This is a genomic window from Micromonospora sp. NPDC005367, from assembly GCF_040606825.1.
GTDB lineage: Bacteria > Actinomycetota > Actinomycetes > Mycobacteriales > Micromonosporaceae > Micromonospora.
Genome location: NZ_JBEXFP010000014.1, coordinates 89,164 through 113,608, shown reverse-complemented (window position 1 = coordinate 113,608; position 24,445 = coordinate 89,164). Strand labels below are relative to the sequence as shown.

At 73.5% G+C, this 24,445-nt stretch carries 16 protein-coding genes; 6 read left to right on the top strand and 10 right to left on the bottom strand.

All coding sequences use genetic code 11. From position 1 onward, the window contains the following. The first annotated feature begins 103 nt into the window (after window positions 1-103). The 4 genes from ABZS42_RS12950 to ABZS42_RS12935 are packed head-to-tail and all read left to right on the top strand — an operon-like array spanning window position 104 to window position 7,776. Window positions 104-3,310, top strand: a complete 3,207-nt coding sequence (locus ABZS42_RS12950; RefSeq protein ID WP_355144692.1) for an FtsX-like permease family protein — start codon at window positions 104-106, stop codon at window positions 3,308-3,310. Beyond that, on the top strand, window positions 3,307-6,003 hold the full coding sequence (locus ABZS42_RS12945; protein WP_355144690.1) for an FtsX-like permease family protein: 2,697 nt from the start codon (window positions 3,307-3,309) through the stop codon (window positions 6,001-6,003). The genes ABZS42_RS12950 and ABZS42_RS12945 overlap by 4 nt, the downstream gene beginning before the upstream one ends. 1 nt (window position 6,004) lies before the next feature. Then, window positions 6,005-7,000, top strand: coding sequence for an ABC transporter ATP-binding protein (locus tag ABZS42_RS12940; protein ID WP_355144688.1), 996 nt, complete (start codon window positions 6,005-6,007; stop codon window positions 6,998-7,000). Next, entirely contained in the window at window positions 6,997-7,776 is a 780-nt protein-coding gene (locus tag ABZS42_RS12935; protein WP_355144686.1) for an ABC transporter ATP-binding protein, read from the top strand. The genes ABZS42_RS12940 and ABZS42_RS12935 overlap by 4 nt, the downstream gene beginning before the upstream one ends. 111 nt (window positions 7,777-7,887) lie before the next feature. On the opposite strand, the gene ABZS42_RS12930 is transcribed toward ABZS42_RS12935, so the two are convergent. From ABZS42_RS12930 to ABZS42_RS12920, 3 genes are all read right to left on the bottom strand, one after another. Continuing rightward, window positions 7,888-8,340 (bottom strand): GNAT family N-acetyltransferase, encoded by a 453-nt coding sequence (locus ABZS42_RS12930; protein WP_355144684.1) that lies wholly within the window; start codon window positions 8,338-8,340, stop codon window positions 7,888-7,890. Between the two features lie 59 nt (window positions 8,341-8,399). After that, the gene (locus ABZS42_RS12925; protein ID WP_355144753.1) at window positions 8,400-9,959 is read right to left on the bottom strand and encodes an alpha/beta hydrolase; all 1,560 of its coding nucleotides are present in this window, start codon (window positions 9,957-9,959) and stop codon (window positions 8,400-8,402) included. A 69-nt stretch (window positions 9,960-10,028) separates the two neighbouring features. Beyond that, entirely contained in the window at window positions 10,029-11,141 is a 1,113-nt protein-coding gene (locus tag ABZS42_RS12920; RefSeq protein ID WP_355144682.1) for an ATP-dependent DNA ligase, read from the bottom strand. A 136-nt stretch (window positions 11,142-11,277) separates the two neighbouring features. Between ABZS42_RS12920 and ABZS42_RS12915 the strand changes: the two genes are divergently transcribed. Further along, window positions 11,278-11,490, top strand: a complete 213-nt coding sequence (locus ABZS42_RS12915) for a hypothetical protein (protein WP_355144680.1) — start codon at window positions 11,278-11,280, stop codon at window positions 11,488-11,490. A 674-nt stretch (window positions 11,491-12,164) separates the two neighbouring features. Then, window positions 12,165-14,468, top strand: coding sequence for a bifunctional glycosyltransferase family 2 protein/CDP-glycerol:glycerophosphate glycerophosphotransferase (locus tag ABZS42_RS12910; protein WP_355144678.1), 2,304 nt, complete (start codon window positions 12,165-12,167; stop codon window positions 14,466-14,468). A gap of 80 nt (window positions 14,469-14,548) precedes the next feature. Here ABZS42_RS12910 and ABZS42_RS12905 read toward each other — a convergent pair whose 3' ends face one another. The 7 genes from ABZS42_RS12905 to ABZS42_RS12875 all read right to left on the bottom strand — a co-directional run bounded on the left by ABZS42_RS12905 (window position 14,549) and on the right by ABZS42_RS12875 (window position 24,426). Next, on the bottom strand, window positions 14,549-15,466 hold the full coding sequence (locus ABZS42_RS12905) for a DNA-3-methyladenine glycosylase 2 family protein (protein WP_355144676.1): 918 nt from the start codon (window positions 15,464-15,466) through the stop codon (window positions 14,549-14,551). Window positions 15,467-15,725: 259 nt separating this feature from the next. Beyond that, complete coding sequence (locus ABZS42_RS12900) at window positions 15,726-16,583, bottom strand: fused MFS/spermidine synthase (RefSeq protein ID WP_355144674.1); 858 nt, start codon at window positions 16,581-16,583, stop codon at window positions 15,726-15,728. 495 nt (window positions 16,584-17,078) lie between these two features. Continuing rightward, the gene (locus tag ABZS42_RS12895; protein ID WP_355144672.1) at window positions 17,079-18,053 is read right to left on the bottom strand and encodes a hypothetical protein; all 975 of its coding nucleotides are present in this window, start codon (window positions 18,051-18,053) and stop codon (window positions 17,079-17,081) included. Further along, complete coding sequence (locus ABZS42_RS12890; RefSeq protein ID WP_355144671.1) at window positions 18,050-20,524, bottom strand: SMC family ATPase; 2,475 nt, start codon at window positions 20,522-20,524, stop codon at window positions 18,050-18,052. Before ABZS42_RS12890 ends, ABZS42_RS12895 begins: the two co-directional genes overlap by 4 nt. Further along, a complete protein-coding gene (locus ABZS42_RS12885; RefSeq protein ID WP_355144669.1) occupies window positions 20,524-21,672 on the bottom strand; it encodes an exonuclease SbcCD subunit D in 1,149 nt (382 codons plus the stop codon). Before ABZS42_RS12885 ends, ABZS42_RS12890 begins: the two co-directional genes overlap by 1 nt. A gap of 8 nt (window positions 21,673-21,680) precedes the next feature. Then, entirely contained in the window at window positions 21,681-23,432 is a 1,752-nt protein-coding gene (locus tag ABZS42_RS12880; protein WP_355144667.1) for an ATP-binding protein, read from the bottom strand. 208 nt (window positions 23,433-23,640) lie between these two features. Then, on the bottom strand, window positions 23,641-24,426 hold the full coding sequence (locus tag ABZS42_RS12875; protein WP_355144665.1) for a pyrimidine reductase family protein: 786 nt from the start codon (window positions 24,424-24,426) through the stop codon (window positions 23,641-23,643). Window positions 24,427-24,445: the final 19 nt, after the last annotated feature.

The window sequence follows — 24,445 nt, the reverse complement described above, 5'->3', positions numbered from 1 at the left end:
GGGCGAGCGTCAAGGGTAACGATCATGTAACGGGCGGAACCTTTTCCGTGCCGTGACAGCTCTTCCTGGTCGATTCGGCCCAGGGGCCAGGGGAGGGCATCGGATGAAGTTGATGTGGAGGCGGGCCCGCGAGGCGCGGGGGCTGCTGGCGGCCGCGCTGATCGCGGCGCTGGTCGCGGTGGCGCTCGTGACCGGTCTTTCCGAGTACAACCGCCGAGCGGTGGACGCGGGGAAGCGTGCGCTGGTTGCGGCCGCGTCGGCGGAAGAGCGGAGCCTGCTGGTCAGCGGGTCGGGCGGGGCCGACGCCGACGAGTTCGCGACCCGGGACCGGAAGGTCCGCGACGAGTTCGCGCACGGTCTCGGGGATGCGCAGGTCACGGTGACCGCCGCCCGCTACGGCACCGGCCGGGAGTTGACCGGCGACCTCGGCCCGGCGGTCCGGCCCGACGGCGACCCGGTCTTCGCCAACCTGTCGACGCTGGAGAACCTGGCCGGGCACGCCGACCTGGTCGCCGGCGCGTGGCCGGTGCCGGGTGCGCGGCCCACGCAGGTGACGCTGCCGGAGAAGGTCGCCGCCGCGCTCGGGCTCGAACCGGGCGAGCGGGTGCCGTTGCGGGACCGCCGGACGGAGCGGAACGAGGCGGTGGTCCTCGTCGGCACCTGGCGTCCGCACGATCCGGGAGACCCGTACTGGCGACTCGCGCCCGGTGTCGGCACCGCTGCCGCCAGCGACGACGCGGCCGCCACCTCGGGCACGTCCTACGGCCCCTTCGTGCTCGACGCCAAGGACTTCGAGGCGACCTTCCCGGGCTCCGTCTCCGCCTCCTGGACGGTGGAGCCGGATCTCACCACCGTCGAGCCGTCCCGGTTGTCCACGGTCCGGCAGGCCGTCGCCGACGTCACGGCCGACCTGCCGGCAGCGGCGGACCTCGGCGCGTCCGCGCAGACCGTGACCCGGATCGACCAACTGCTGGACCGGATCAGCCGGGCCGACCTGGTGGGCCGATCCGCGCTCACCACTCCGCTGCTGCTCATCGTGGTGCTCGGCGGGTACGCGTTGGTGCTGGTCGCCGCGCTGCTGCACGAGGATCGCCGGGCGCAGAACGCCCTGCTACGTGCCCGCGGTGCGGCCCGCCGGCAGCTCGCCGGACTTGCCGCCCGGGAGGCGACCCTGGTGGTCGCCCCGGCCGCCCTGCTCGGCCCGCTGGCCGCCGGGGAGGCGTTGCGTCACCTGCGGCCGGTCGGCTCGGAGGCGAGCGCCGCCTCCGTCACCAGCGGCCTGCTCTGGGCGGCCGCCGCAGCCGCCGCCGTGGGTTGTCTGGTGGCGATGGTCGCTCCCACGCTGCGCGACGCCGGCACGTACGTGGCCGACATGGCCGCCCGTTCCCGGCCGAAGCGGGGCGCCGCCGTCCAACGCGCCAGCGTCGACCTGGTGCTGGTCGCCCTCGCCGTGCTCGCCTGGGTGCAGCTGCACCAGTACGCCTCACCGCTGGCCGGGGCCGGCGGCCAGCTCGGCATCGACCCGCTACTGGTCGCGGCGCCGACGCTGGGCGTGCTCGCCGGGGCGGTCGTGGCGCTGCGGCTGCTGCCGCCAGCCACCCGGTTCGCCGAGCGGTTCGTGGACCGGCGGCCGTGGACCGCGACCATGTTCGGCATGTGGCAGGCCGGTCGACGCCCGCACGCCGGCCCGGTGCTGCTGCTCGCGCTCGCCGTCGGCGGCAGCACGCTCGCCTGGTCGCTGGTGGCCACCGGCGAACGTTCCCAGGTCGACCAGGCCGACCACACGGTCGGTGCCGACCTGCGCCTGACCGAGCGCAACGGGGTCGCCCCGGCCGACCGGGCCGGTCAGCTCGCGGCGCTGCCCGGCGTCGAGAAGGCCCTGCCGGCCTGGCGGGACGAGGTGCGGATCGGGCGGGCCAACCTCCCGGTCACCGTGCTCAGCCTCGACACGGCCGCCGCGGCCGGCACGGTGCGGTTCAACGATCGGTTGGCCGACGAACCGGTGTCGCGGCTCTACCAGCGCATGGTCGACGCCCGGGGCACCGCCGCCGGGCTCGACCTGCCGGCCGGCACCAAGAAGATCACCGGCGTCGTCAGCACCCCCGTCGATCGAGCGGAGCGACCCCTCCGGATCGCCGTTTCGATGCTGGTGACCAGCCCGAACGGAGACGCCTGGCGGCTGCCGGCGGCGACCGGCACCAGTGACGGCCACGCCGTACGGTTCGACGTCGAACTGCCTGACGTCGGCGTGCCGCTGCGACTGGCCGGCTTCGAGGCCGACGGCGGCGACACGGCGGGGAGCATCTACCGGCTGCGGATGTCCGACCTGCGGCTGGTCGGTGCGGACGGATCGGCGCAGCCGACCAGCCTCACCGGCCCCTGGGTGCTCCGCGTCCCGGAGAGCGATCTGCCGCAACGGGTCGACGCGACGGGTACCAGCATCGCCGCCGACCGGTCGGCGATCACCCTCCCGGGTGGGCAGTTCGCGTTCCAGCCGGCATCGCGGTTCGCCGTGGTGCCCGACGGCGAGAACACGCCGGTACCGGCCCTCATGACCCCGCGGGTCCGGGAGGAGTTGAGTTTGCACATCGGCGACACGGTGGACCTGCCGCTGTCCGGCGCCACGCTGCCGGTCAAGCTCGTCGACGAGGTCGACGCGCTCCCCGGCACAACCGGTGACGGGGTGCTGCTGGATCTCCCGGCGGCGGTCGACTGGCTGATCCGCAACAGCGGAACGGTCCGGCCGACGGTGGAATGGTGGGTCGGCTCGACCGCCGGCGAGGAGGCCGCCACGGCCCAGGCCGCCGCCGGGCTGTCCGGGGTCACCGTCCTCGACCGCCGGCAGGTGGCGGAGGCGGCGGAGCAGGACCCATACTGGCGGGGCGCCCACGTCGGCCTGCTCGCCGCGGCGTTGGGCTCCGTGCTGCTCGCCCTGGTCGGTCTCCTGGTCGACGTCTGGGCCACCGCCCGACGCCGGCTGTCCGAGTACACGGTGCTGAACACGCTCGGCGCGACCCCCCGGCTGCTGGCCCGGGCGTTGCTCGCCGAACAGACCTTCCTGGCCGGTATCGGCGTCGGGGTGGGGCTGCTGCTCGGCGCGGCGGTCGGCGCCACCATGGCGCCCCTGGTCATCCTCACGCCGGCCGCCGGCCGGCCGGTGCCCGAGACGGTCTTCACGCTGCCGTGGCTGCCGATCGGCCTGACCGCGGTCGGCCTGCTGCTGGCGGCGCTCGCCGCCAGCACCTTCATCGCCGTCGGCATCCGGCGGCGGGTGTCTGCGGCACAGCTGCGGATCGGGGGAGAACGGTGAGCATCGGCGCGGTCGTCCGCCGCATCCGAGCGTACGGGGGGCAGTTCCTGCTCCTCGGAGTCCTGACATTGGTGATCACGTTGTTGATCAGCGGCGTGCCCCGGATCACGAACCGGCTCGCCGAGCAGGGGCTGCGGGAGCACATGGCCCAGCAGTTGCCGGCCCGGCGCGACATCACGTACACGATTGGGCCGGACGCGGGAAGCTCCGTCCCGTCCAACGCGAGCGCCGGGCAGAACAGACTGGACGTCATCCGGGAGACGATGCCGGACCAGGTCCGGCCTGCGGTGTCGGAGCGTTGGTACGTCGCCGACAGCCCGGTCGGCCGGTTGACCGGACCGGACCTGAAGCGGAACAACCTCCTGGTCGAGCTCGGCCTGCGAGCCATGCCCGCGGTGCCGGAGGCGGCCACGATCGTCGACGGGCACTGGCCGGCGGACGACGTGGCGCGCGACGAGCCGACGCAGATCGCGCTCAGCGCGTACACCGCCCGGAAGCTGGACCTGCGCGTCGGCAGCAAGCTGCGGCTCGCCCTGCCGGACGACAGCGAAGTTCCCGCCGTATCGGTGGTCGTGGTGGGGATCTTCACCCCGAACGATCAGTCCGACGGGGTCTGGGACACCCTGCCGCAGCTGCTCCGGGCCGCCGAGCCGCTCGCCGACGGCGCGCCGTTCATCGCCGTCGGGCTGACCACCATCAGCGCGTTGGACTACCAGGCGGCCGACCGGGTGTGGCTGACGCACAGCTGGCGGTACCGGGTCAACGGCGACGCGCTCGACGCCGGACGGCTGGACCTCACGATCGACGAGCTGCAGCGCCTGGAGCAGACCGCGCCGACCGGTCTGCAGGTCGTGCAGGGGGTGGACGTGCCACTGCGCGAGTTCCGGGACGCGCTCGCCTCGGCCCGTACGCTGCTCGCGGTGATCGCCGCCGGCGTGCTCGCCACGCTGGCCGGTCTGGTGCTGCTCGCCGCCGGACTGGCCGCGCGCCGTCGCCGTGACGAGTTCGCCCTGCTGCGCGCGCGTGGCGGTGGATCGACCACGGTGGCCCGGCGGACCCTCGCCGAATCGCTGTTGGTGACCGTCCCGGCCGCGGCCATCGGTTGGCTGCTGGGGACGCTGGTGCCGGGCGCCCCCGACCCCACTGTCCCGTACGTCGTGGTGGCGACCGTGTTGATCGCCCTGGCCCTGCCCGTCGCCGCCATCGTCACGGCGGGCGGCGCGGGTCGCCGCGACCTGGTGCGGCTGCGCCCGTCCGCGCGGCAGCTCACGCTGGAGTCGTCGCTGCTGGTCCTGGCCGGGCTCGCGGTGGTGCTGCTGCGCCGCCGGGGCCTGACCCTGGGCGAGGTGGACCCGCTGCTGGTGGCGGTGCCGGTCCTGCTCGCGGTGGCGGTGGCGGTGCTGGCGCTGCGCGCGTACCCGTGGCCGCTGCAACTGGTCAGCCGGCTCGCGGCGCGCGCCCGGGGCAGCGTCGCCTTCCTCGGCACCGCCCGCGCCGGCCGCTCCGTGGTGTCCGCACCGCTGGTGGTGGTGGTGCTGGCGATCGCCACCGCCGGCTTCTGCGCGGTCGTCTCCTCGGGGATCGAAGCCAGCCGGGACCGGGCCGCGAGCGAGCGGATTCCCGGCGACGCCCTGGTCACCGGGGACCGGCTGGCCCCCGACACGGCGGACGCCCTGAGCGGCCTGAGCGGCGTACGGGCGGTGGCGGCGCTGGCCACCGAGCCAGGGCAGCGCCCGGCGCGCACCAAGGCCGGCCTCGACGCCGGAATCAACCAGGTGAGTGTGCTGGCGGTCGACGCTCCGGCCCTGGCCCGGGTCGGCGGGGCGGCCGGACGGGAGCTGTCCATACCTGCGGCGATGCTCGCCGGGACGGGCGACGGGCCCCTGCCCGCACTGGTCTCACCGGCCGTCGCGATCGACCTCAGCCGGGCCGGCCTGGAAGGGTCGGCGTTCCTGTCCCTGCAGGGCCAGCGGTACGAGTTCCGGGTGGCCGACACGGCGGAGAGCTTCCCGCTGGTGACGCCGGGAACCGAACGGTTCGTCGTGCTGCCGCTGCAGGCGTTGCCGGACCGGCCCACGGTCGCGGTGCCGACCGGTTTCGTGGTGGCCGGCGACGGCCTGGACGCCGAGGCGCTGCGCCGCACCGGCGACGAGGGCCAGCAGCGCTACCAGAGGGGAGGCGTCGTGTCCGGCGGCGAGCGTCCGCGCGGCGCGGAGGTGCAGACCTGGGCGGCGAGCCGTCAACGCGTCGGCGAGAGCGGAGCCAACGGCCTGCTGGCGTTCGGCTTCGCCGCCGGAGCGGCCGGCGGGACGGTGCTGGGGCTGCTCGCCATCGCGTTCACCGTGCTGGCCGGCGCCCGCGCCCGCGGGCAGGTGCTGTCCCGGCTGCGTACGCTCGGCCTGTCCCGCCGGCAGTGGCGGGGCCTGCTCCTGGTCGAGCTGGCGCCGCTGGTCGGCGTCGCGGTGCTCACCGGCGCCTTCGTGGGTGCGCTGCTGCCGCTGCTGCTCACGCCACTGCTCGGCCTGTCCGCCTTCACCAGCGGCATGCCCGTCCAGGTGGCGTTCGAACCGGGCCTGGTGCTCGCGGTCGTCGCGCTCGGGGCGCTCGCCCTGGGCTTCGCGGTCGCCATAGAAGCCCTGAACAACCGCCGGCTGCGCCTCGGTGAGGTGCTCCGGCTCGGAGAGGAGAGCTGAGATGACCGCTACCGCGGCGACACCGGTCGTGCCGGACCTGGCCGACCTTCAGAAGCGGGCCGCGCAGCGCGCGGCCGAGCGGGCCGGCGGCCGTGACCGGCTGCGCGGACACATCGTCTGCGACGGACTGGTCCGCATCTTCAAGACCGAAGGTGTGGAGGTGGTCGCCCTCCAGGGGCTCGACCTGGTCATCGACCGGGGTGAACTGGTGGCGATCGTAGGCGCCTCCGGCTCCGGGAAGTCCACCCTGCTCAACATCCTCTCCGGTCTGGACACCCCGACCGCCGGTATCGCCAGGGTGGCCGGATACGACCTGCTCAACCTCTCCGTGAAGCGGCGGCTGAGCTACCGGCGCAAGACGGTCGGCTTCGTCTGGCAGCAGACCGGACGCAACCTGATGCCGTACCTGACCGCGTTGGAGAACGTGGAGCTGCCGATGCAGTTGGCCGGCCGGCGTGGTGGCCGGGCGCGACGTGAGCGGGCCCGGCAGCTGCTGGAGATGGTTGGCGTCGGCTACTGCGCGGATCGGCGGCCCGGCCAGCTCAGCGGCGGCGAGCAGCAGCGCTGCGCGGTGGCCGTGGCGGTGGCCAACGACCCGGAGGTGCTCTTCGCCGACGAGCCGACCGGCGAGCTGGACGAGGCCACCGGCGCGGATGTCTTCGCGGCGCTGCGCACCATCAACGCCGAGCTGGGCGTCACCGTCGTCGTGGTCACCCACGACCAGGCGGTCGCCAGCCAGGTCCGGCGGACCGTCGCGATCCGCGACGGCCGGACCGCCTCGGAGGTACGCCGGACCGCCCGTGTCGGCGCGGACGGCAGCACCGAGTTGGTCAGCGAGGAGTACGCGGTGCTCGACCGGACCGGCCGGATGCAGCTGCCGGCCGCGTTCGTGGAGGCGCTGGAGTTGCGGGACCGGGTCCGGCTCAACCTGGAGCCGGACCACGTGGAGGTGCGGCCGGGCGAGCAGTCCCGTGGCGAAGGAAAGGCAGAGGCATGAACGGGTGGGACGGGACGGCCGGTCGGGTCGCCGGCTCGGCGGACGGCCGGGACGGCACGGTGGCGAGTGGTCTGCTCGGCACGACCGCCACGCGGTCCGTCGAAGAGGTGGTGCGGGTCGAGGGGGTCAGCCGGACCTTCGGTCGTGGCGAGCACGCCGTGCACGCGGTCCGCGACGTGTCGTTCACCGCGGTGCGGGGCGAGCTGCTCGCTGTCCGCGGCCGCTCCGGGGCCGGCAAGACCACCCTGCTCAACATGATCGGTGGCCTGGACCGGCCGGACAGCGGCCGGGTTGTGGTGGCCGGGCACGACGTGACGGCCGCAGGGGAGAAGGAACTGCTCCGGCTGCGGCGCGGCACTATCGGTTTCATCTTCCAGACGTTCGGTCTGGTGCCGATCCTCTCCGCCGCCGAGAACGTCGGCGTGCCGCTGCGGCTGGCGAAGGTGCCGGCCGCCGAGCGGGAGGAGCGGGTCGCCATGCTGCTCGAACTGGTCGGGCTCGGTGGGCACGCGGCGCAGCGGCCGTACGAGCTCTCCGGCGGGCAGCAGCAGCGGGTCGCGGTGGCCCGCGCGCTCGCCAACGACCCCGATCTGCTGATCGCCGACGAGCCGACCGGTCAGCTCGACTCGGAGACCGGCCGATCGATCATGGATCTGCTCGGGGCGGTGGTGCAGGCGCGCGGCACCACCATCCTGGTCGCCACCCACGACCTCAACCTGATCGAGCTGGCCGACCGGGCCCTGACCATCCGCGACGGCCGGCTGGTCGACGGCTGATCGTCACGTACGTGGTCGACGGCGTGGCTGTGGTGTTCCGGCTGGTCCGGGCACCACAACCGCGCCGCGTGCGGGCCACCCGCCTCGCCCGCACGATGGCCGTGCGGGCGCTCAGAGGGCCAGCTTCATGCCCTCGTGGCTCGCGACGAACCCGAGGTTCAGGTAGAAGCGGTGCGCGTCGTGGCGGGACTTGTCGGTGGTGAGCTGCACCAGGGCGCAGCCACGCTGCCGAGCCTGGTCGATCGCCCAGGTCATCATCCGCCGGCCCAGCCCCTGACCGCGCTGGTCGGAACGAACCCGTACCGCCTCGATCAGTGCCCGCTCGGCGCCGTGCCGGCTGAGGCCCGGAATGTAGGTGACCTGGAAGCAGCCGACCAGTTCGCCGTCGGCGTCCGCGACGATGAACTGGTTCCGCTGGTCGGCGGTGATGTCGGCGAACGCCTTCTCGTATGCGGCGTCGACCTCGACGAAGTCGCGCGCCTTGCCGAGCACGTCATCGGAGAGCAGGGCGAGCACGGCGGGCAGGTCGGCCTGCGCCGCCTCCCGGAAGATCACGTCAGCCATGCGGTAAGCCTCGCACAACGATCATGGCGCTCCCGGGGGGCGCCCGCCCCACCGACGGGTCAGCGGGCCGGGCAGCGCAGCCCTTCGCGGGGCACCGTCAGGTCGATCAGGTAGGCGTCCACCGCGTCGGTGATGCAGGAGGTCTGCGGGTACGCCGTGTGCCCCTCACCCTCCCAGGTCAGCACCCGGCCGACCCCGAGCATCGAGGCGAGCGCACCGGTCTGCTCGTAGGGGGTGGCGGGGTCGCCCGTGGTGCCCACCACCACGATCGGCGGCGCGCCGTCGGCCGCACCGGTCGGGTACGGGTCCCGCCCGCCCGGCCACTCGGCGCAGCCGAGCAGGCCCACCGCCAGCGCCGGCCCGAACAGCGGATACTTCTCCCGCCACTGCGACTGCAACTGGCGGATCTGCGTCACGCTCGGCTTCTCGTCCTCGTCGGCGCAGTTGACCGCCAGGTTGGCGTCGAACAGGTTCGAGTAGTGACCGTCGCTGTCGCGGCCGGCGTACGAGTCGGCGAGGCGGAACACGTCCTTCGGGTCACCGCCCTCGAGCCGTTCGATGGCGCGGGCCAGCTCCTGCCAGCCCTGCTCGGTGTAGAGGGAGGAGATGACCGCGTAGAATACCCAGCCCGCGGTCGCCTCCCGCCCGTCGGCGCCGCGCACCGGGGAGACCCGCGCCTTGTCGATCGCGGAGGTCACGGCCGCCCGGGCGTCCGGGGCGATCGGGCAGCGCCCGGCGTTCGCCGCGCACCATTTGGTGAAGTTCGTGAAGGCCCGCTCGAAGCCCTTCGCCTGGCTCTCCGAGCCGGCCACCGGCCCCTGCCGCGGGTCGATCGCCCCGTCGAGCACCAGCGCCCGCACCCGTTGCGGATAGAGCTGGGCGTACGTGGCGCCGAGCAGAGTGCCGTACGAGTAGCCGAGGTAGGTGAGCTTGTCGTCGCCGACCGCGGCCCGCACCGCGTCCATGTCACGGGCCGCCTGCTCGGTGCCGTAGAGCGGCAACTGGTCGCCGTACTTCGCGCCGCAGCCCTGACCGACCTTCTGGTTCAGCGCCACGAAGCCGTCGAACGACTCCTGGGCGCGCGGGTCGGGGTCGTAGCCGAAGCTCGCATCGAGGTCGCCGTCGGAGATGCACTCGACCGGGCTGGAGCGCTGAACCCCACGCGGGTCGAAACCGACGATGTCGAAACGCTCGGTCACCGCCGAGGGCAGCCCGCCGAACGCCGGTCCGAAGGACAGGAAGACGGCGGTGTCCACCCCGGACCCGCCCGGGCCGCCCGGGTTGATCACCAGCGAGCCGATCCGGTCGCGCTGTTTGGTCGAGCGGGCCCGCAGCAGGGCGATTTCGAACGTCTCGCCGGTGCCCGGACCCGCGGTGGCGCCGCCGCCGGTGCCCCAGTTGCGCGGCACCGCGATCCGCGCGCACTCGTAGCGCATGTCGGGCGCGCCGCGCCCGACGAGCTGATCGGCGACCTCCGGACAGGCCCGCCAGGTCGGCGCGGCGCCCGGCGCGGCGACCGCACCGGAGGGCTCCCCCGCGGACTCGACGCGCGGCGCGAACGTCGGCAACGTGCAGCCGGCGGTGAGCAGCACGACGGCGGCGAGCCCGGCGAGAACCAAGCGGACCCGGCGGAGCCGGTCGGTGGTGCGGTACACGAGTCGGCCCTCCGTGATCGTCTCGCGGCCAGGCTACGCCGGGCCGGAGGCGGCCGGCGTGGCAGTGGCCGCCGGGTCGCCGCGGAGCACCTGGTCGACGTCGAACCGCACCGGGCGGTCGAGCTGGTCGTATCGGCAGGACCGGGGATCGCGGTCGGGCCGCCAACGGACGAACTGGGCGGTGTGCCGGAACCGGTCGCCCTCCATCGCGTCGTAGCCGACTTCGAGCACCAGCTCCGGCCGGAGCGGCTCCCACTCGAGGTTCTTGGTGCCGGTCCACCGGCTCACCCCGCCGGGGATGCGCTGCCCGCGCTCGTGGTCGCCGTGCACCCACGGGTGCTCGCCGCCGGTGTCCCGGTAGGGCGCCAACTCGTCGAGCAGCTCCTTGCGGCGGGCCATGCTGAAGGACGCGCTGACCCCGACGTGGTGCAGCACGCCGTCGTCGTAGAGGCCGAGCAGCAGTGAGCCCACCACCGGGCCGGACTTGTGCCAGCGGAAGCCGGCCACCACCACGTCGGCGGTGCGCGCGTGCTTGACCTTGAGCATCAGTCGCTTGCCTGGCTGGTACGGCAGGTCGGCCGGCTTGACGATCAGCCCGTCCAGCCCGGCGCCCTCGAAGACGTCGAACCAGCGGTGTGCCGTGTCCGGGTCGGTGGTGACCTGGGTGACGTGCACCGGCGGGCGTACGCCGGCCAGCGCCGCCTCCAGCCGGGCCCGACGCCGCGGGTAGGGCTGGTCGAGCAGTGCCTCGTCGTCGATCGCCAGCAGGTCGAACGCGACGAAGTCGGCCGGGGTGCTCTCGGCGAGCAGCTTCACCCGGGACGCGGCCGGATGGATGCGCTGGCCCAGCAGTTCGAAGTCGAGCCGCGGCTGCCCGCCCGGGCCGTCCCGGCGGATCACGATGAGCTCGCCGTCGACGGCGCAGCGCGCCGGCAGCTGCCGTCGCGCCTGCTCGACGACCTCCGGGAAGTAGCGGGTCATCGACTTGCCGCCCCGGCTGGACAACTCCACCTCGTCGCCGTCGCGGAAGATGATGCACCGGAAGCCGTCCCACTTCGGCTCGTACGTCATCCCGGGCGCGGTGGGGATCCGCGGGACGCTCTTGGCGAGCATCGGCTCGACCGGCGGGTTGATGGGCAGCTCCACGGCGACCAGTCAACCAGACGGCACCGACAACCGTGAGGCACATCACCGCCGGGCGGTGCGCGTGGTGTCCGCCGCCGTCCCCCTCGTCACACCGCGGGCGAATCACAAAACCGCAGGTCAGAGCTACTTTCGCGGGGTGCCGGAGTGGAGTTGCGCCTGCTGCGAGCGGTACCGGGTCAGCGTCGAGCTGATCCGGGGCCGCTACCGCTACCGGCTGGTGCACCGCTACCCGCGCCAGTTCGGCGGTGGCAAGAATGTGCTCGGTGAGGTCGGCTCGATCAGCGAGTTGGAGGAACTGCTGCGCCGGCGTACCCCCCTCACCCTCGCCGACCTCCGCGAGGCCGCCTGAACGCACCGGCCCGCGCGGGGCCGGTGCTCGGCCGCGCCGGCGTCCCGGCGGTGGCGGCGGCAGTGGGCGCCATTGCCCGGCTGGGCAGCCGAGGCTGCGGCCAGCGCGCTGGGCCGTCAACGACGAGCGGCGAGCCGGCGCGGGGCGAGGAGCCGTTCATGGTCAGTCCGGGGGTGACCGAGGCCGGTGCGTGACGCCCGGATTCGATCCCGATGCCCCGAGTCCGCAGCGCGCGGCCGCCTGGCTCGGCGCACATCGCGGCACTCGGCCGAATTGGCACCCGCAGCTCGGCCGAACGGCTAAAAAATTTTTGCGTAGTTCAGCTAAATATCATCAAAGCCCCCGCAGTCACGTCAGGTCGCGGTGACTCGGCGGATGACCTTTATCGGCCAGACTGCTAGCGTCACCGCGGCCGCTGTCCGGTGTGGGCGACAACGATTCGGCCCGCATCCGACATCGACCCCGCTCACGCGGGGTCGCCCGTTGGAGCCGGGTGTCGAGGTGCGCCTGATGCGCACTGGCCAGTGGTACACGGGGATGCGGTGAGAGGGCGATCGGCGAGTTGGCGGGCGTTGACCGCGCCCATGCGGCGTCGTTTCCACGCCGGCGACGGTCCGGCGACAACCCCGTGGACCTCCGTCGACGTATCCCGCTTGAGAAAAAGGTGTGATCAGGTGCCGCTGCTGAGCATCGTTCTCCCCGTCTACCGGGTCCAGGCCTACCTCCGGGAGTGCCTCGACTCGATCTTGCAGCAACCCTTCAGGGACGTCGAAGTGATCGCCGTCAACGACTGCTCCCCTGACCACTGCGGAGCGATACTCGACGAGTACGCGGCGCGGGACAGCCGGCTGCGCGTCGTGCACCTGGCCGAGAATGTCGGCCTGGGCGAGGCCAGGAACGTCGGGATGCGGCACGTGACCGGCGAGTACGTCTGGTTCGTCGACAGCGACGACTGGATCGCCCCGGGCGCGCTGGCCGCGGTGGCGGACCGCCTCCGCTCGGTGGACCCAGACGTGCTGGTGGTGGACTACGCCAAGGTCTGGTGGAACAACAAGAGCCGGCGCAGCAAGCTTTCCAACCTGGTCCGGGACGAGGCGCTGCCGCGCGTGTTCACGCTGGCTGAGTACCCGAACATGATCAAGCTGTTCCACGTGGCCTGGAACAAAATCTTCCGGCGTGACTTCCTCGTGCGCAACGAGATCTCCTTCCCTGGCGGGCTGTACGAGGACGTGCCGGTCGGCTATCCCGTGCTTATCCTGGCGGACCGGATCACCGTTCTCGAACGGGTGTGCATCTACTACCGCCAGCGCCGGCAGGGCGCGATCACCTCGACCCCGGGCTACCGGCACTTCGAGGTCTTCGACCAGTACGACCGGCTGTTCTCGGTGCTCGACGGCATCGGAGAGCGCGCCGCCCCGTTCCGGCGCTTGGTCTTCGAGCGCATGATGTACCAGTGCCTGCTCGTCCTGGAGAACCCGGACCGCGTCGCAACGTCCCAACAGCGGGCGTTCTTCCACGGGCTGGCGAAGGCGTTCGCCCGGCACGTGCCGCCGGAGGGGTATTCGAAGCCGGACGGCCGGGAACGGGTGAAGCACTTGCTCGTCGCCCGCGGCGCCTTCGCGGTCTGGCTGGTGATGCGGGTCCTGTTCGGCCTGCGCCGCAAGATCGAGACCAAGGTGACGCGGGTGAAGCGGAAGGTGCGGCTGCGTAGCCGGCTCCGGATGCGCTACTACCGTTACCACGTGCGCAGGCCGATGGACGAAAACCTGGCGGTCTTCTCCATGTACTGGGGCAAGGGCTACGGATGCAACCCGCGCGCGGTGTACGAGAAGATGACCGAACTGGCGCCCGGCGTCCGCGGCGTGTGGGAGGTCAAGCGCGGGCAGGAGCGATCCGTTCCCCCCGGCGTCGAGACGGTGACCATCGGCACGCTCCCGCACTACCGGGCCCTCGCCCGGGCGAAGTACCTGGTGAGCAACGTGAACTACCCCGGCTGGGTCCGCAAGCGGCCCGGCGCGGTGCACCTGTCGACGAATCACGGCACCCCCGTCAAGGCGATGGGTGTGGACCAGTTGAAGTTCCCTGCCGGCATCCGCGGCATGAACATGAGCTGGCTGCTGAAGCGCTGCGACCGCTGGACGTACAGCATCAGCCCGAATGCGTACACCACGGAGATCTGGGAGCGGGCCTACCCGTGCGGCTACGAGACCCTGGAGGTCGGCTACCCGCGCAACGACGTGCTCGCCAACGCCACCGAGCAAGACGTGGCCGAGGCGCGTGAGCGGCTCGGGCTGAAGCCGGGGCAGCTCGCCGTCGCGTACCTACCGACGTACCGCGACTACGAGTTCGGCAGCGACGCGCTGCTGAACGTCGGGCGGTTCGCCGACCAGCTGTCGCCCGAGACGGTCCTTCTGGTCCGGGTGCACCATTTCGACCGCACCATCGTCGCCGGTGACCACCCCCGGGTCATCGACGTCTGCGACCACCCGCGGGTCGAGGACATCTATCTGGCGGCGGACGTCCTGATCACTGACTACTCCTCCGTCATGTTCGACTACGCAGTGCTGGACCGCCCCCTCGTGATTTTCGCCGCGGACTGGGAGACCTACCGCGCCAACCGGGGTGCCTACCTGGACGTGTTCGCAGAGGGGCCGGGCGCCGCCGCGCGGACCGAGGAGGAACTCGTCGAGCTGTTCCGGTCCGGAGCCGTCTTCGGCGAGCAGGCGACCGTCGCCCGGAAGGTATTCCGAGAGCGCTTCTGTTACCTGGACGACGGGCATGCATCCGAGCGGGTCGTTCGCCGTGTGTTCCTCAACGAGCCCGTTCCCGCCCTGCCGGCCAGCGGAGCGGTGCCGGTGGTGCCGACGGAGCAGCTGCAGGAGTTCCGCGTCGTCGAGGACGATTCGCAGCCGCAGGAACCGCCGACCGTCGAGGACCAGTTGCGCCCGGCCGAGGAGCATCCCGCCCTGGTCGACTGAGTTTCGACGACGATCCAGGTGCCCGCCCGTGCAGGGGCGGGCACCTGGATCTGGCATTTCGGCCACCGCCGACCGCTGGGTCAGAAGCGGGCGAACGAGCGGATCGGCATCCTCGGCCCGTACTTCGGAGCATGGATGCCGACCGCCTCGAGAAGTACGCACACCCGGCCCCGGTGGCCACGGAACGGCTCCAGCAGGGCGAGCATCCGGGCGTCGTCGGCCCGGGGCTCGCCGGCGAGGGCCCACGCGACCGTGTTCGGCACGTGGTAGTCGCCGACGCTGACTGCGTCCGGGTCGCCGTACGCCACCCGGACCACCTCGGCCGCGGTCCACGGACCGATCCCGGCCACGGCGGTCAAGCGGCGGGTCGCCTCGACGGCGTCCACGGACCGTTCCAACCGCTCGGCGACGGCGGCGGCGCGGCGCAGCGTTTCGGCCCGGCGCTGCTCGACACCGAACGGGTGGAAGACCCAGTACGGGGCGGCGGCGATCGCGGCCGGCTCCGGCGGCAGCAGCAGCGGCATCGGGCCGGGCGCGGGCTCGCGGAAGTGGCGGACCGTCGCGGAGTAGGCGCGGTACGCCTCCTTGCCGGTGACCTTCTGCGAGTACACCGCCCGGAGCACCCGGGGGAAGACCAGCCCGGTGGCCGGCATCCGCATTCCCCGGTGCTCCCGAGCGAGCCGGTTCACCAGCGGATGGGCCACCGCGAGTTCGGCGAAACCGGTCAGGTCGTCGCGGAGACCGGCGATCGCGTCCGCCCGCTCCACCACCCACTCGGCGCCCGGCCCGTACCCCTCGGCCACCAGCTCACCGGGCTCGGGACGCAGGGTGAGCGTGGCCGGACCGGCCGGTGTGCGGGTGGCCCACCAGAGGGCGCCGTCGACGATCCGGGCGCACGGGTCGTTCGGGGTGAACGTCAGCGGGCGTACCGAAGCTGCGAGCCGGTACTCCGCCGGTGGGCGCAGCACCCGGCGGGCGTTCGGCTCGGTCCCGGTCATCCCGCCACTGTGCCACGAGCGCGGGCCGACCCGGCCGTACGGGCCGGGCGGTGTGTCCGGCGTCCCCTGACGTGCCGGTGGCCGGCCTCGCCCGCTCCGGCTGCGACCGGCCACCGTGAGCGTGGGTCAGTACGAGTAGCCGGAGTCTCCGTAGTCGGAACCGGCACTGTCCGAGGGCGGCAGAAGCGCCTTCGGCGTCCCCTCGGGCAGGCAGCTGAGGTTCTTCCTGCCGTGGTCACGCAGGCGCCGACGCCGCTGGTCAGCTGCCGGTGGAGAAGAGGCCCGGTGGTGGCGGGGTGGAGTCGGTGGCGTCCGCGTCGTGGACGACGGCCGCCCCGCCGGCGAACCGGTCGAGGTCGTCACCGGCGACGACGCGCCCCGGGAACCAGTCGCCGGCGGCCCGGCGGGTCAGCTCCGGCACCGGTGGCTCGGTGCGCCCGGCCACCAGCACCAGGTTGCCGTACCGGCGGCCCCGCAGCACCGCGGCGTCGCCGATCAGGACGGCCCGCGGGAGCACCGAGCGGACCGTGGCGACCTGCCGGCGGGCGTGCCGCAGCGGCGGACCGTCGGCCAGGTTGGCCAGGTACCAGCCGCCCGGCGGCAGCACCCGGGCGACCTCGGCGGCGTACTCGACCGACGTCAGGTGCGCCGGAGTGCGGGCACCCGCGAAGACGTCGGCGACGATCACGTCGTAGCTGCCGTCCCGGCTGCCGGCGAGCACCTCCCGCGCGTCGGCCACCCGCACCCGCAGCCGGGGATCAGGTGGTAGGGGAAGCACCCGGCGGACCAGCTCCACCAGAGGCCCGTCCACCTCGGCCACCCGCTGCGTCGAACCCGGACGGGTCGCGGACACGTACCGGGGCAGGCTGAGCGCCCCACCGCCGAGGTGGAGCACCCGCAGCGGAGCACCGGCGGGTGCCACCAGGTCGATCGCGGTGGCCAGGCGACGGACGTACTCGAACTCCAGGTGGGTGGGGTCGGTCAGGTCGACGTGTGACTGCGGGGCCCCGTCCAGCAGCAGGGTCCACGAGCCCGCGCGGTCCCGGTCCGGGACCAGCTCCGCCCGGCCGGTCTCCACCTGCTCGATCACCCGGCCGTCGGCCCGTTTCCGCCCCACGACACCAGTATCCCTGCCGCCCTCGTACCCTCGATCATCGCCGGGCCACCACCGGCCGGGACGGCGACGTCCTAACGCCGGCCGCGTTCGCCGGTCGCGGCTTCGGTGCGACGCTTCCTCGCTGGCTGCGCGGAGAGTGACGGTCCCGCTCGGCCGCCGCCCCCTTCGTGTCCCCTTTGCTCTGCACCCTCATACGCGCCGGTTACTAGGTGTAGCTGGCGCGCATGGGGGTGCAGAGCAAAGGGCGGGGTAGCGGGTTCGCTGTCCCGCGCGGTCGATCGGATTAACCGCAGCTGGTGGGGGTGATACTTGATCGGCGGCCATTCGAGCAGGTGATGTTGTCGCGCCGTCGATTACGGTCCGTAGCAGCGTCTGGCGGCAGGGGGTCGATTACGGCTGGTGACGGTATTGCCGGCTGTCGGCCGCGTGGCCCCGGGCCGCGACGTCGAGTCGGGTCCTGCCGGGACACGGTGCTGTGACCCGCCCGGCCCGCGGTCAGCGGCGGGTGGCGCCGGCGCGAGCCGCGGCGGTGAGCGCCCGATGCAGCAACCGGGAGTCGCCGAGCAGCGCGCGCAGCCGACGCTCCAGCCCCGCGATCGGGATCAGGTTCTGCGGTGCCCGCGGATCCTTGTACGGGGTCGAGGCGAACCGGGGGAGCGTGACCAGGGAGCGGTCGGCCAGCTCGATCGCCTCGGAGATCTCGAGATCGGGTGAGCACTCCACCCGGACGATGCCCGCCCACGGGGCGCCGGCCATGACCGGCAGTCGCAGATACCAGGACCAGCCGCCCCACGCGGTACCGACGCGGAACACCGGCGAGCGCTGCCCGGCGGCCAGGCCGGTCACCACCGCGGTCAGCCGGGCGTCGAGGTACTGGCTGTGCTGCGTCTTGATGTAGCCGAGGGTGCGCGGCAGGTTACGGCGGCTGCGCAGCGGCCCGTCGACCACCAGAAGATCCCCGTCGCTGCGGGCCGCGTCGGAGACCGCCACCTCGAGCGCGGTCAGCGGCGCCTGCACGGCCGCCGGCAGCTTGGCCAGCTCCCCGGTGCCGCTGACCCGGTGGACCGGGTACCGGATCGAGCCGGCCACCACGTCCTCCGCCGACGGGCTCGCCGTGAACAATCCCCGGCCGACCCGGGTACCGGCCAGCTGCGCCGCACCCCGCTCCAGGTCGCACCGGACCACACCGGCCGCGTACGACGCCGCCACACCCGGAAAGGAACCACCGTCGGCCTCGGCCGTCCAGAGGCTGGCATCGATTCGGCGTACCCCGTCGACGAGCAGCACCACGTCGGGCGCGCGCACCCCGGGGCGTACGTCGATCGCCCGCCAGTCCACCGCCGGCAGCTCCGCGTCCGTCTCGACCTGGGCACTGCTCGGTGCGGCCGGACCGGTCGCCGAAGCCTCGAAGGAAGCGCCGTACGACGGGTCCCACGTGTCGACGTAGAACCGGCCGCCGGGCGACGTCACCGGCCGGTCCGTTCCACCCGGGCGGAGCGGGCGTCCTTGCGGACCTCGAACCGCACCGGTATCCGCTCGGCCAGCCCCGGCACGTGGGTGACCACCCCGACCATCCGGTCACCCTTGGCGGCCAGGTTCTCCAACGTGGCGGCGACCGTGTCGAGGGTCGCCGCGTCGAGAGTGCCGAAGCCCTCGTCCAGCACGATCGACTCCAGGCTCGCGGCGGTGCTGGAGAGGCCGGCGAGCTGCTCGGAGAGCGCCAGCGCAAGCGCCAGGGACGCCTGGAACGTCTCGCCGCCGGAGAGGGTGCGTACGCCCCGGCGCAGCCCGGCGTCGTAGTGGTCGACGACGAAGAACTCACCCTTGTCGTGGACCAGGTCGTACTGGCCGCCGGAGAGCTCCCGCAGGATCCGCGACGCGCCGTCGACCAGCAGGTCCAGCGCCTCGGCCAGCAGCCACCGCTCGAAGTTGTTGGCCCGCAGGTGCCCCGCGAGGGCCCGCGCCACCTGAGCCTGCCGCTCGTGTCCGGCCCGCTGCCCGCGCAGCTCGGCGGCCTGCTCGCGGCGCTCCAGCAACCGGCGCCGGTCCGCCTCGGCCCGCTCGACGGCGACCGCGGCGACCCGAACCGGATCTTCGGCGGCGGGCAGGCCGCCGTCGGCGAGGACACCGGCGATCCGCTCCGTCACCGCGGTCGCCGCCGCCTCCGCCTCGGTGACCGCCGCCGCGAGCCCCGCCCGCTCGGCCGCACGCCGCCGGGCCTCCGCGCCGGCCCACTCGGTCAGCACCGCCCACGCCCCGGCCACGTCGTCCCGGTCGGCGGCCGGAGGGCCGAAGCGTGCCAACCCGTCCCGCGTGCCGTCGAAACCTCGCCAGGCCGCCCGTAGCCGCTCCTCGGCGGAGTCCACCGCGCCACGCGCCCGGCGAGCCGCCTCCCGCCCGGCCCGAACCGCGGCGCCCGCCTCGTCCAGCGCCCGCCGGAGCCGGGCGTGCTCGGCCAGCTGCTCCCGCAGCGCCTCAACGCCGGCCGCCCCGGCGAGCTGCCCGTCCAGTTCGGCGAGCCGCGCGTCCAGGTGCTCCTGCCCGGCCCGAGCCTGTACCAGCGCCCGATCCAGCTCGCGTGCCGCCGCGTCGCGCTCCTGCACGACCCGCTTCGCGGCCTCGCTCGCCACCCGCGCCGCCCTGCCGGCCTCCACCGCGTGGGCCACCGCCGAACCGGCGGGCACCGTCGGCACACCGGCGACCACCTGCTCGCAGACCGGGCAGGGCGCCCCGTCGACCAGGTGCGCCCGCAACGCCATCGCCTGGTCGGTGGCCTTCGCCTCCTCGTGGGCCAGGAACGCCGCAGCCAGCTCCTGCTCCGCCCGGTCCGCGGCCGCCCGCGCCTCGGCCAGCGCCCGCACGGCCGCGTCATGCTCGGCGTCGGCCGCGGCCAGTGCCGCGCGTACCGTCTCGGCCTGCCCGGTCAGCTTCTCCCGCTCCGCGTACGCGGTCAGTCGCACCCGCAGCGCGCTCTCGTCACCGGCGGCGGCCAGCTCCCCGCGGAGCTTCTCCTCGCGCTCCTCGGCGAGCGACACGGCGTCGACGGCCGCCTCGGCGTCGGCGCGCGCGGCCGTCACCGCGCGGGCCACCTCGGCCACCCCCTCCGGCGCCCGGACCGCGCCGAGCACGGCCAGCTCGCCGTCTAGCGCGTCGAGCGCCGCGGTCGCCCCCCGCGCCGAGGCCCGTGCCGCCTCCAGCTCGGGTACGGCCACGGCCACCGCCTCGGCCAGCTTGCGCATCCGGTCGACCTGGGCGGTGGCCTGGTCGAGCGTGTCGTCGTCCACGTCGGTGAGCCCGGTCAGCAGCTGGTCGACCGCCTCCAGCTTCGCCTCGGCCTGCGCGGCCCGGGCGGTGGCGCGTTTCTGCACCGCCTCGTAGACGCCCAGGTCGAGCAGGTTGACCAGGATCTGCTGGCGGGTGGCCGGCCTGGCGTGCAGGAAGTCGGCGAACTGCCCCTGCGGCAGCACCACGCAGCTGGTGAACTGCTCGTACGGCAGCCCGACCGCTTCCAGCACCGCCTCGTCCATCTCGGCCGGCGTGCCGGCCACCACCTCGCCCAGGTCCTCCGGGGCCAGCCCGGTGTCCAGCTTCGTCACGTCGAACCCGGGTGGCATCAGCTGCAACCCGGCGTTCGCGGTCTTCACGTTGCCCCGGCTGTCCCGCCGCACCACGCGGGTGGCCACGTAACGGGCCCCGGCGGACTCGAACACCAGGCGTACCCGGGCCTCGGCCGTCGACGGGGCGAGCGCGTTGGCCAGGCCACGCGTGCCACCCCAGCGCGGCACGGTGCCGTAGAGGGCGAAACAGATCGCGTCCAGCACCGTCGACTTGCCGGAGCCGGTCGGGCCGACGAGCGCGAAGAAGTCCGCGTCGGTGAAGTCGATGGTGGTCTCGTCCCGGAAGACGGTGAAGCCCGCCATGTCCAGCCGGATCGGTCGCATCAGCGGTCGACCTCCTCGATCAGTTCGTCGAAGAGTTCCTGCACGCCGTCGTCGGCGTGCCCGCGGCTGCTCAGGTAGTCGCCGAACAGCTCCCGGGGGGAGCGGCCGGAACGTTGGGCGATCCGGGCGCCACTGCCCGGCGCGGGCACCAGCTCGGGGTCGATGCGGATCTCCAGCGCCCGCGGCAGCAGCTCCTGCACCTCCTCGCGCAGCCCGGCCCGGGGCTGCTCGCGTACGTACACCCGCAGCCAGGCGTCCGGCTGCTCCAGCTCGGCGAGCTGGGCGAGGGTGCCCCGCACGGTGCGCAGCGCCGCCGCCGCCGTCACGGGGACCTCCCGCACGCGGGCGGCCGTGTCGGCGGTGACCTCGACGATCGTCACGGAGGGGACGTTCTCCTGCTCGCCGAAGTCCACGGCGAGGGGGCTGCCGCAGTAGCGGACCGGGCACGGACCGTCGATCCGCTGGGCGCGGTGCAGGTGCCCCAGCGCGACGTAGTGCGCGGTCGCCGGGAAGACCGTCGCGGGGACCGCGTAGCCGAGCACGGTGTGGGCGTCCCGCTCGCCACCGCCGGCGGCGGCCCCGGTGACCGTCAGGTGCGCGGTGACCAGGTGGACCCGGTCCGGCTCGGTGAAGCTCTCGGTGAGCCGGCCCAACACCCGGCGCAGGTGGTCGGCGTACGTCTGGTTGGCCTCGGCCGCGGTGAGTTCGTACATCTCGACGGCGCGGACCGCGTACCGCTGCGAGAGGAACGGCAACGCGGCCAGCCGCCAGCGTTCCCCGCCGGCGGTGGTGCCGTCGATGACGTGCTCGTCGGGGTTCTCCCGGACGCTGCCGCGCAGCGTGATGCCGGCCGCCTCGGCCCACGGACGCAGCGCGTCGAGCGCGGCGCCGTTGTCGTGGTTGCCGCCGATGGCGACCACGTCCGCGCCGGTACGCCGCAGCGCGGTCAGCGCCCGGGTCACCAGGCGGGTGGCCTCCGGCGTCGGTGCGGCCGTGTCGTAGAGGTCGCCGGCGACGATGACGAGGTCGGGCTGCTCCGCACGGGCGATGTCGATCACGCCGGCGAGCACCGACTTGTGCTCCTCGGCCCGCGACCGCCCCTTGAGGACCTTGCCGACGTGCCAGTCCGAGGTGTGCAGGATCTTCACCAGGCCCCCTAGAACGGGATGTCGTCGTCGGTGCCGCCGGCCGAGCCCACCACCGCGAACGGATCCGCGCTCTGGGTGATCGAGCGCAGAGTCTGCGACGGCGCCCGGCCCGCTTCGCTGACCCGGGTCGCCCAGGCCGGGAACGGGAAGTCCAGGCAGAGCGGCACCGGGATGTCCGGCTGGTTGACGAACATGGTCCCGGGTTTGGCGAGCAGCGCGCGCTGCCGCTGGGCCGGGGGCAGGAAGCCGTACTCGGGGCGGGACGCCTCGGCCGGGTCGAGCCGGCCGACCACCCGGATCGCCGAGTTGGTGACGATCCGCCGTTCCACCTCGCTCGCCGTCTGCTGGGCGCCGACCAGGACCACGCCGAGCGACCGGCCCCGCTCGGCGATGTCGAGCAGCACCTCCTTGATCGGCGACGAGCCCTCGCGGGGGGCGTACTTGTTGAGCTCGTCGAGCACCACGAAGAGCAGCGGCTTGGCGGTGCCGGCCTTCTCCTTGCGCTCGAACTCGCTGCGCAGCGTCACGCCGACCACGAACCGCTGCGCCCGGTCGGGCAGGTTGTGCAGGTCGACGACGGTGACCTGGGCGCTCTCCGCGGTGTTGATGCTGTGCGGGCGGCGCGTGGCGAGGTCGCCCCGGATCATCCGGCCGAGGTCCTTCTTGCTGCCGATGAGGCGGCGGGCGAAGGCGTTGACGGTGCCCAGGCCGACGGCGCTGCCGGCCCACTCCGAGCGGGTCTCGTCGTCGTTGAGTTGCTCGACGATGTGGTCGACCAGGTCGGCGTAGCCGCTGAGGCGAACCCCGTCGATGCTCACCCCGCCGTCGGCGGGCTGGGCGTAGCGGGCCAGGTGCGCGGTGACCGAGTGGACCACCATCGTGTACTGCTGGCGTTCGTCGTCGGCGTCGGCGAAGACGTACGGCAGGAGCCGGTCGGCGCAGAACTCGCTGAGCGTCCAGTAGAAGCTGTCGACCCCGGTGAGCCGGCTGCTCACGTCGGGCGTGCCGGAGGAGTCGCCGACCCGGGGCGGGGCGTACACGCGGACGTCGGGGAAGGGGCCGGCGTCGAGGCCGAGCCGCGCGTAGGCCGCCCGGGTGTCGTCGTCCAGCCGGGCGTTGGGGTGGTCGAGGAAGAGCAGGTCCTCGCCCTTGACGTTGAAGATGAGCGCCTTGGCGTTGACCGCGTCACCGCCCAGCACGCCGGAACGGAAGACCGAGTAGAGCAGGAAGGTGGCGAAGCTGGTCTTGGTGGCCACACCGGAGATGCCGGAGATCGAGACGTGTGCGCCGCGGGTGCCGTCGAGGAAGTCGGCGTTGAGGTAGACCGGCACGCCGTCGCGGCCCATCCCCATCGGGATGCGGCGTTCCATCCGGTCGAAGTGCAACGCGCGGGCCCGGGCGTCGCCCTCGGCCCGGTGCACCACCGCGCCCGGGGTCGGTGGCACGTAGAACTCCGGATCGACCCGGGTGGTGGTCACCTCGGCGGCCTCCTGCACCTGGGCGGGGAGAGTGCCGTCGGCGATGGCGAAGACGTCGGAGTCGAACTGCGCGCCCTCGTGGCGGGCCCGTACCTGGGTGACCACGCCGGCGATGGTGACCGGCTCACGGTCGGGCAGCTCGCGCCGGGTCACCACTACGTCGTCGAGCTGGAGGTAGCTGCCGGGGGAGACGGCCGTCCAGAACTGCAGCGGGGTGGCGTCGGCGGTGCCGAGCACCCGGCCGACCCCCTCGACCGGGGCGTCGAACCCGTCATCGCTCATCGGGCAACTCCGCTCGGTCGGTCATCGCGGTCGGCACACACGTGGTGCATCCTGCCCGAGGAGTACGACAGGTTGCCACGCGACGCGGCGTACGCCACGCCGGTCCGCCCTCCGCCCAGCGGAGCGTCACAGTGCCACCACCATCCGTACCCACCGCTCACCGCTGCCGTCATCGCCCCACGCCAGCCAGGTGATCATGAGACCGGTGTCACCGGGCGGCAGCGGGCGGCGCGTCGTGGGGTGCGAGGCGATCGCGGGCGTAGCGCAGGAGGAGGGTCCCGTCCTCGGCGGCGAGCGCGTGCCGCAGCGGCAGCCGCCGGGGCGGACTGGGAAGGCCGGCGGTGATCCGGCCGGGGCCCGCGCCGGCCAGCAGTGGAGCGACGGTGAGGCAGAGCTCGTCGACCAGGTCGGCGGCGGTGAGCGCGCCGAACAGTTGCGGACCGCCCTCGCAGAGCAACTGGTCGAGGCCGCGCCGGCGCAGCTCGGCGAGGCCCGCGGCGAGGTCCACCCGGTCGGTGCCGCAGCGGACGAGTTCGGCCACCTCGGTCAGCCCCGGTGGCGGTGCGGCCTCGGCGCGCGTGAGCACCAACGGCCGTACCGGCGCGTCGGCGAACGCGGCCTGGGCGGGGTCGAGGTCGAGTGAGCCGGAGACGACCACCAGTGTCGGGTACTCGGGCAGGCCCTGCTCCCGCCGCCAGGCCCGCCGGCGCTCGTCCAGCCGTATCGCCCGGTAGCCCTCGTGCCGCAGCGTGCCGGCGGCCACCACCAGCGCGTCGCAGAGCATCCGGAGCAGGCCGAAGACGCGCTTGTCCGGCTCCCCCGAGAGGCCGGCCGAGTAGCCGTCCACGCTCACCGCGCCATCGAGGCTCGACACGAAGTTCACCCGCAGGTGTGGCTGGTCGGCCCGCCCGTAGAGCTCGGTCAGCGTGGCGTCGGTCAGCGACTCCGCCGGCGGTACGGGCCAGATTCGACCGATCGGGATTCCGACGCTCATTCGCTGGCCGGACCGCTGA

Excerpts from the sequence above, each read along its gene's own strand:
- ABZS42_RS12950 (WP_355144692.1), top strand. The coding sequence starts at position 104 with ATGAAGTTGATGTGGAGGCGGGCCCGCGAGGCGCGGGGGCTGCTGGCG.
- ABZS42_RS12940 (WP_355144688.1), top strand. The coding sequence starts at position 6,005 with ATGACCGCTACCGCGGCGACACCGGTCGTGCCGGACCTGGCCGACCTT.
- ABZS42_RS12935 (WP_355144686.1), top strand. The coding sequence starts at position 6,997 with ATGAACGGGTGGGACGGGACGGCCGGTCGGGTCGCCGGCTCGGCGGAC.
- ABZS42_RS12930 (WP_355144684.1), bottom strand. The coding sequence starts at position 8,340 with ATGGCTGACGTGATCTTCCGGGAGGCGGCGCAGGCCGACCTGCCCGCC.
- ABZS42_RS12905 (WP_355144676.1), bottom strand. The coding sequence starts at position 15,466 with ATGACCGGGACCGAGCCGAACGCCCGCCGGGTGCTGCGCCCACCGGCG.
- ABZS42_RS12890 (WP_355144671.1), bottom strand. The coding sequence starts at position 20,524 with ATGCGACCGATCCGGCTGGACATGGCGGGCTTCACCGTCTTCCGGGAC.
- ABZS42_RS12880 (WP_355144667.1), bottom strand. The coding sequence starts at position 23,432 with ATGAGCGATGACGGGTTCGACGCCCCGGTCGAGGGGGTCGGCCGGGTG.
- ABZS42_RS12875 (WP_355144665.1), bottom strand. The coding sequence starts at position 24,426 with ATGAGCGTCGGAATCCCGATCGGTCGAATCTGGCCCGTACCGCCGGCG.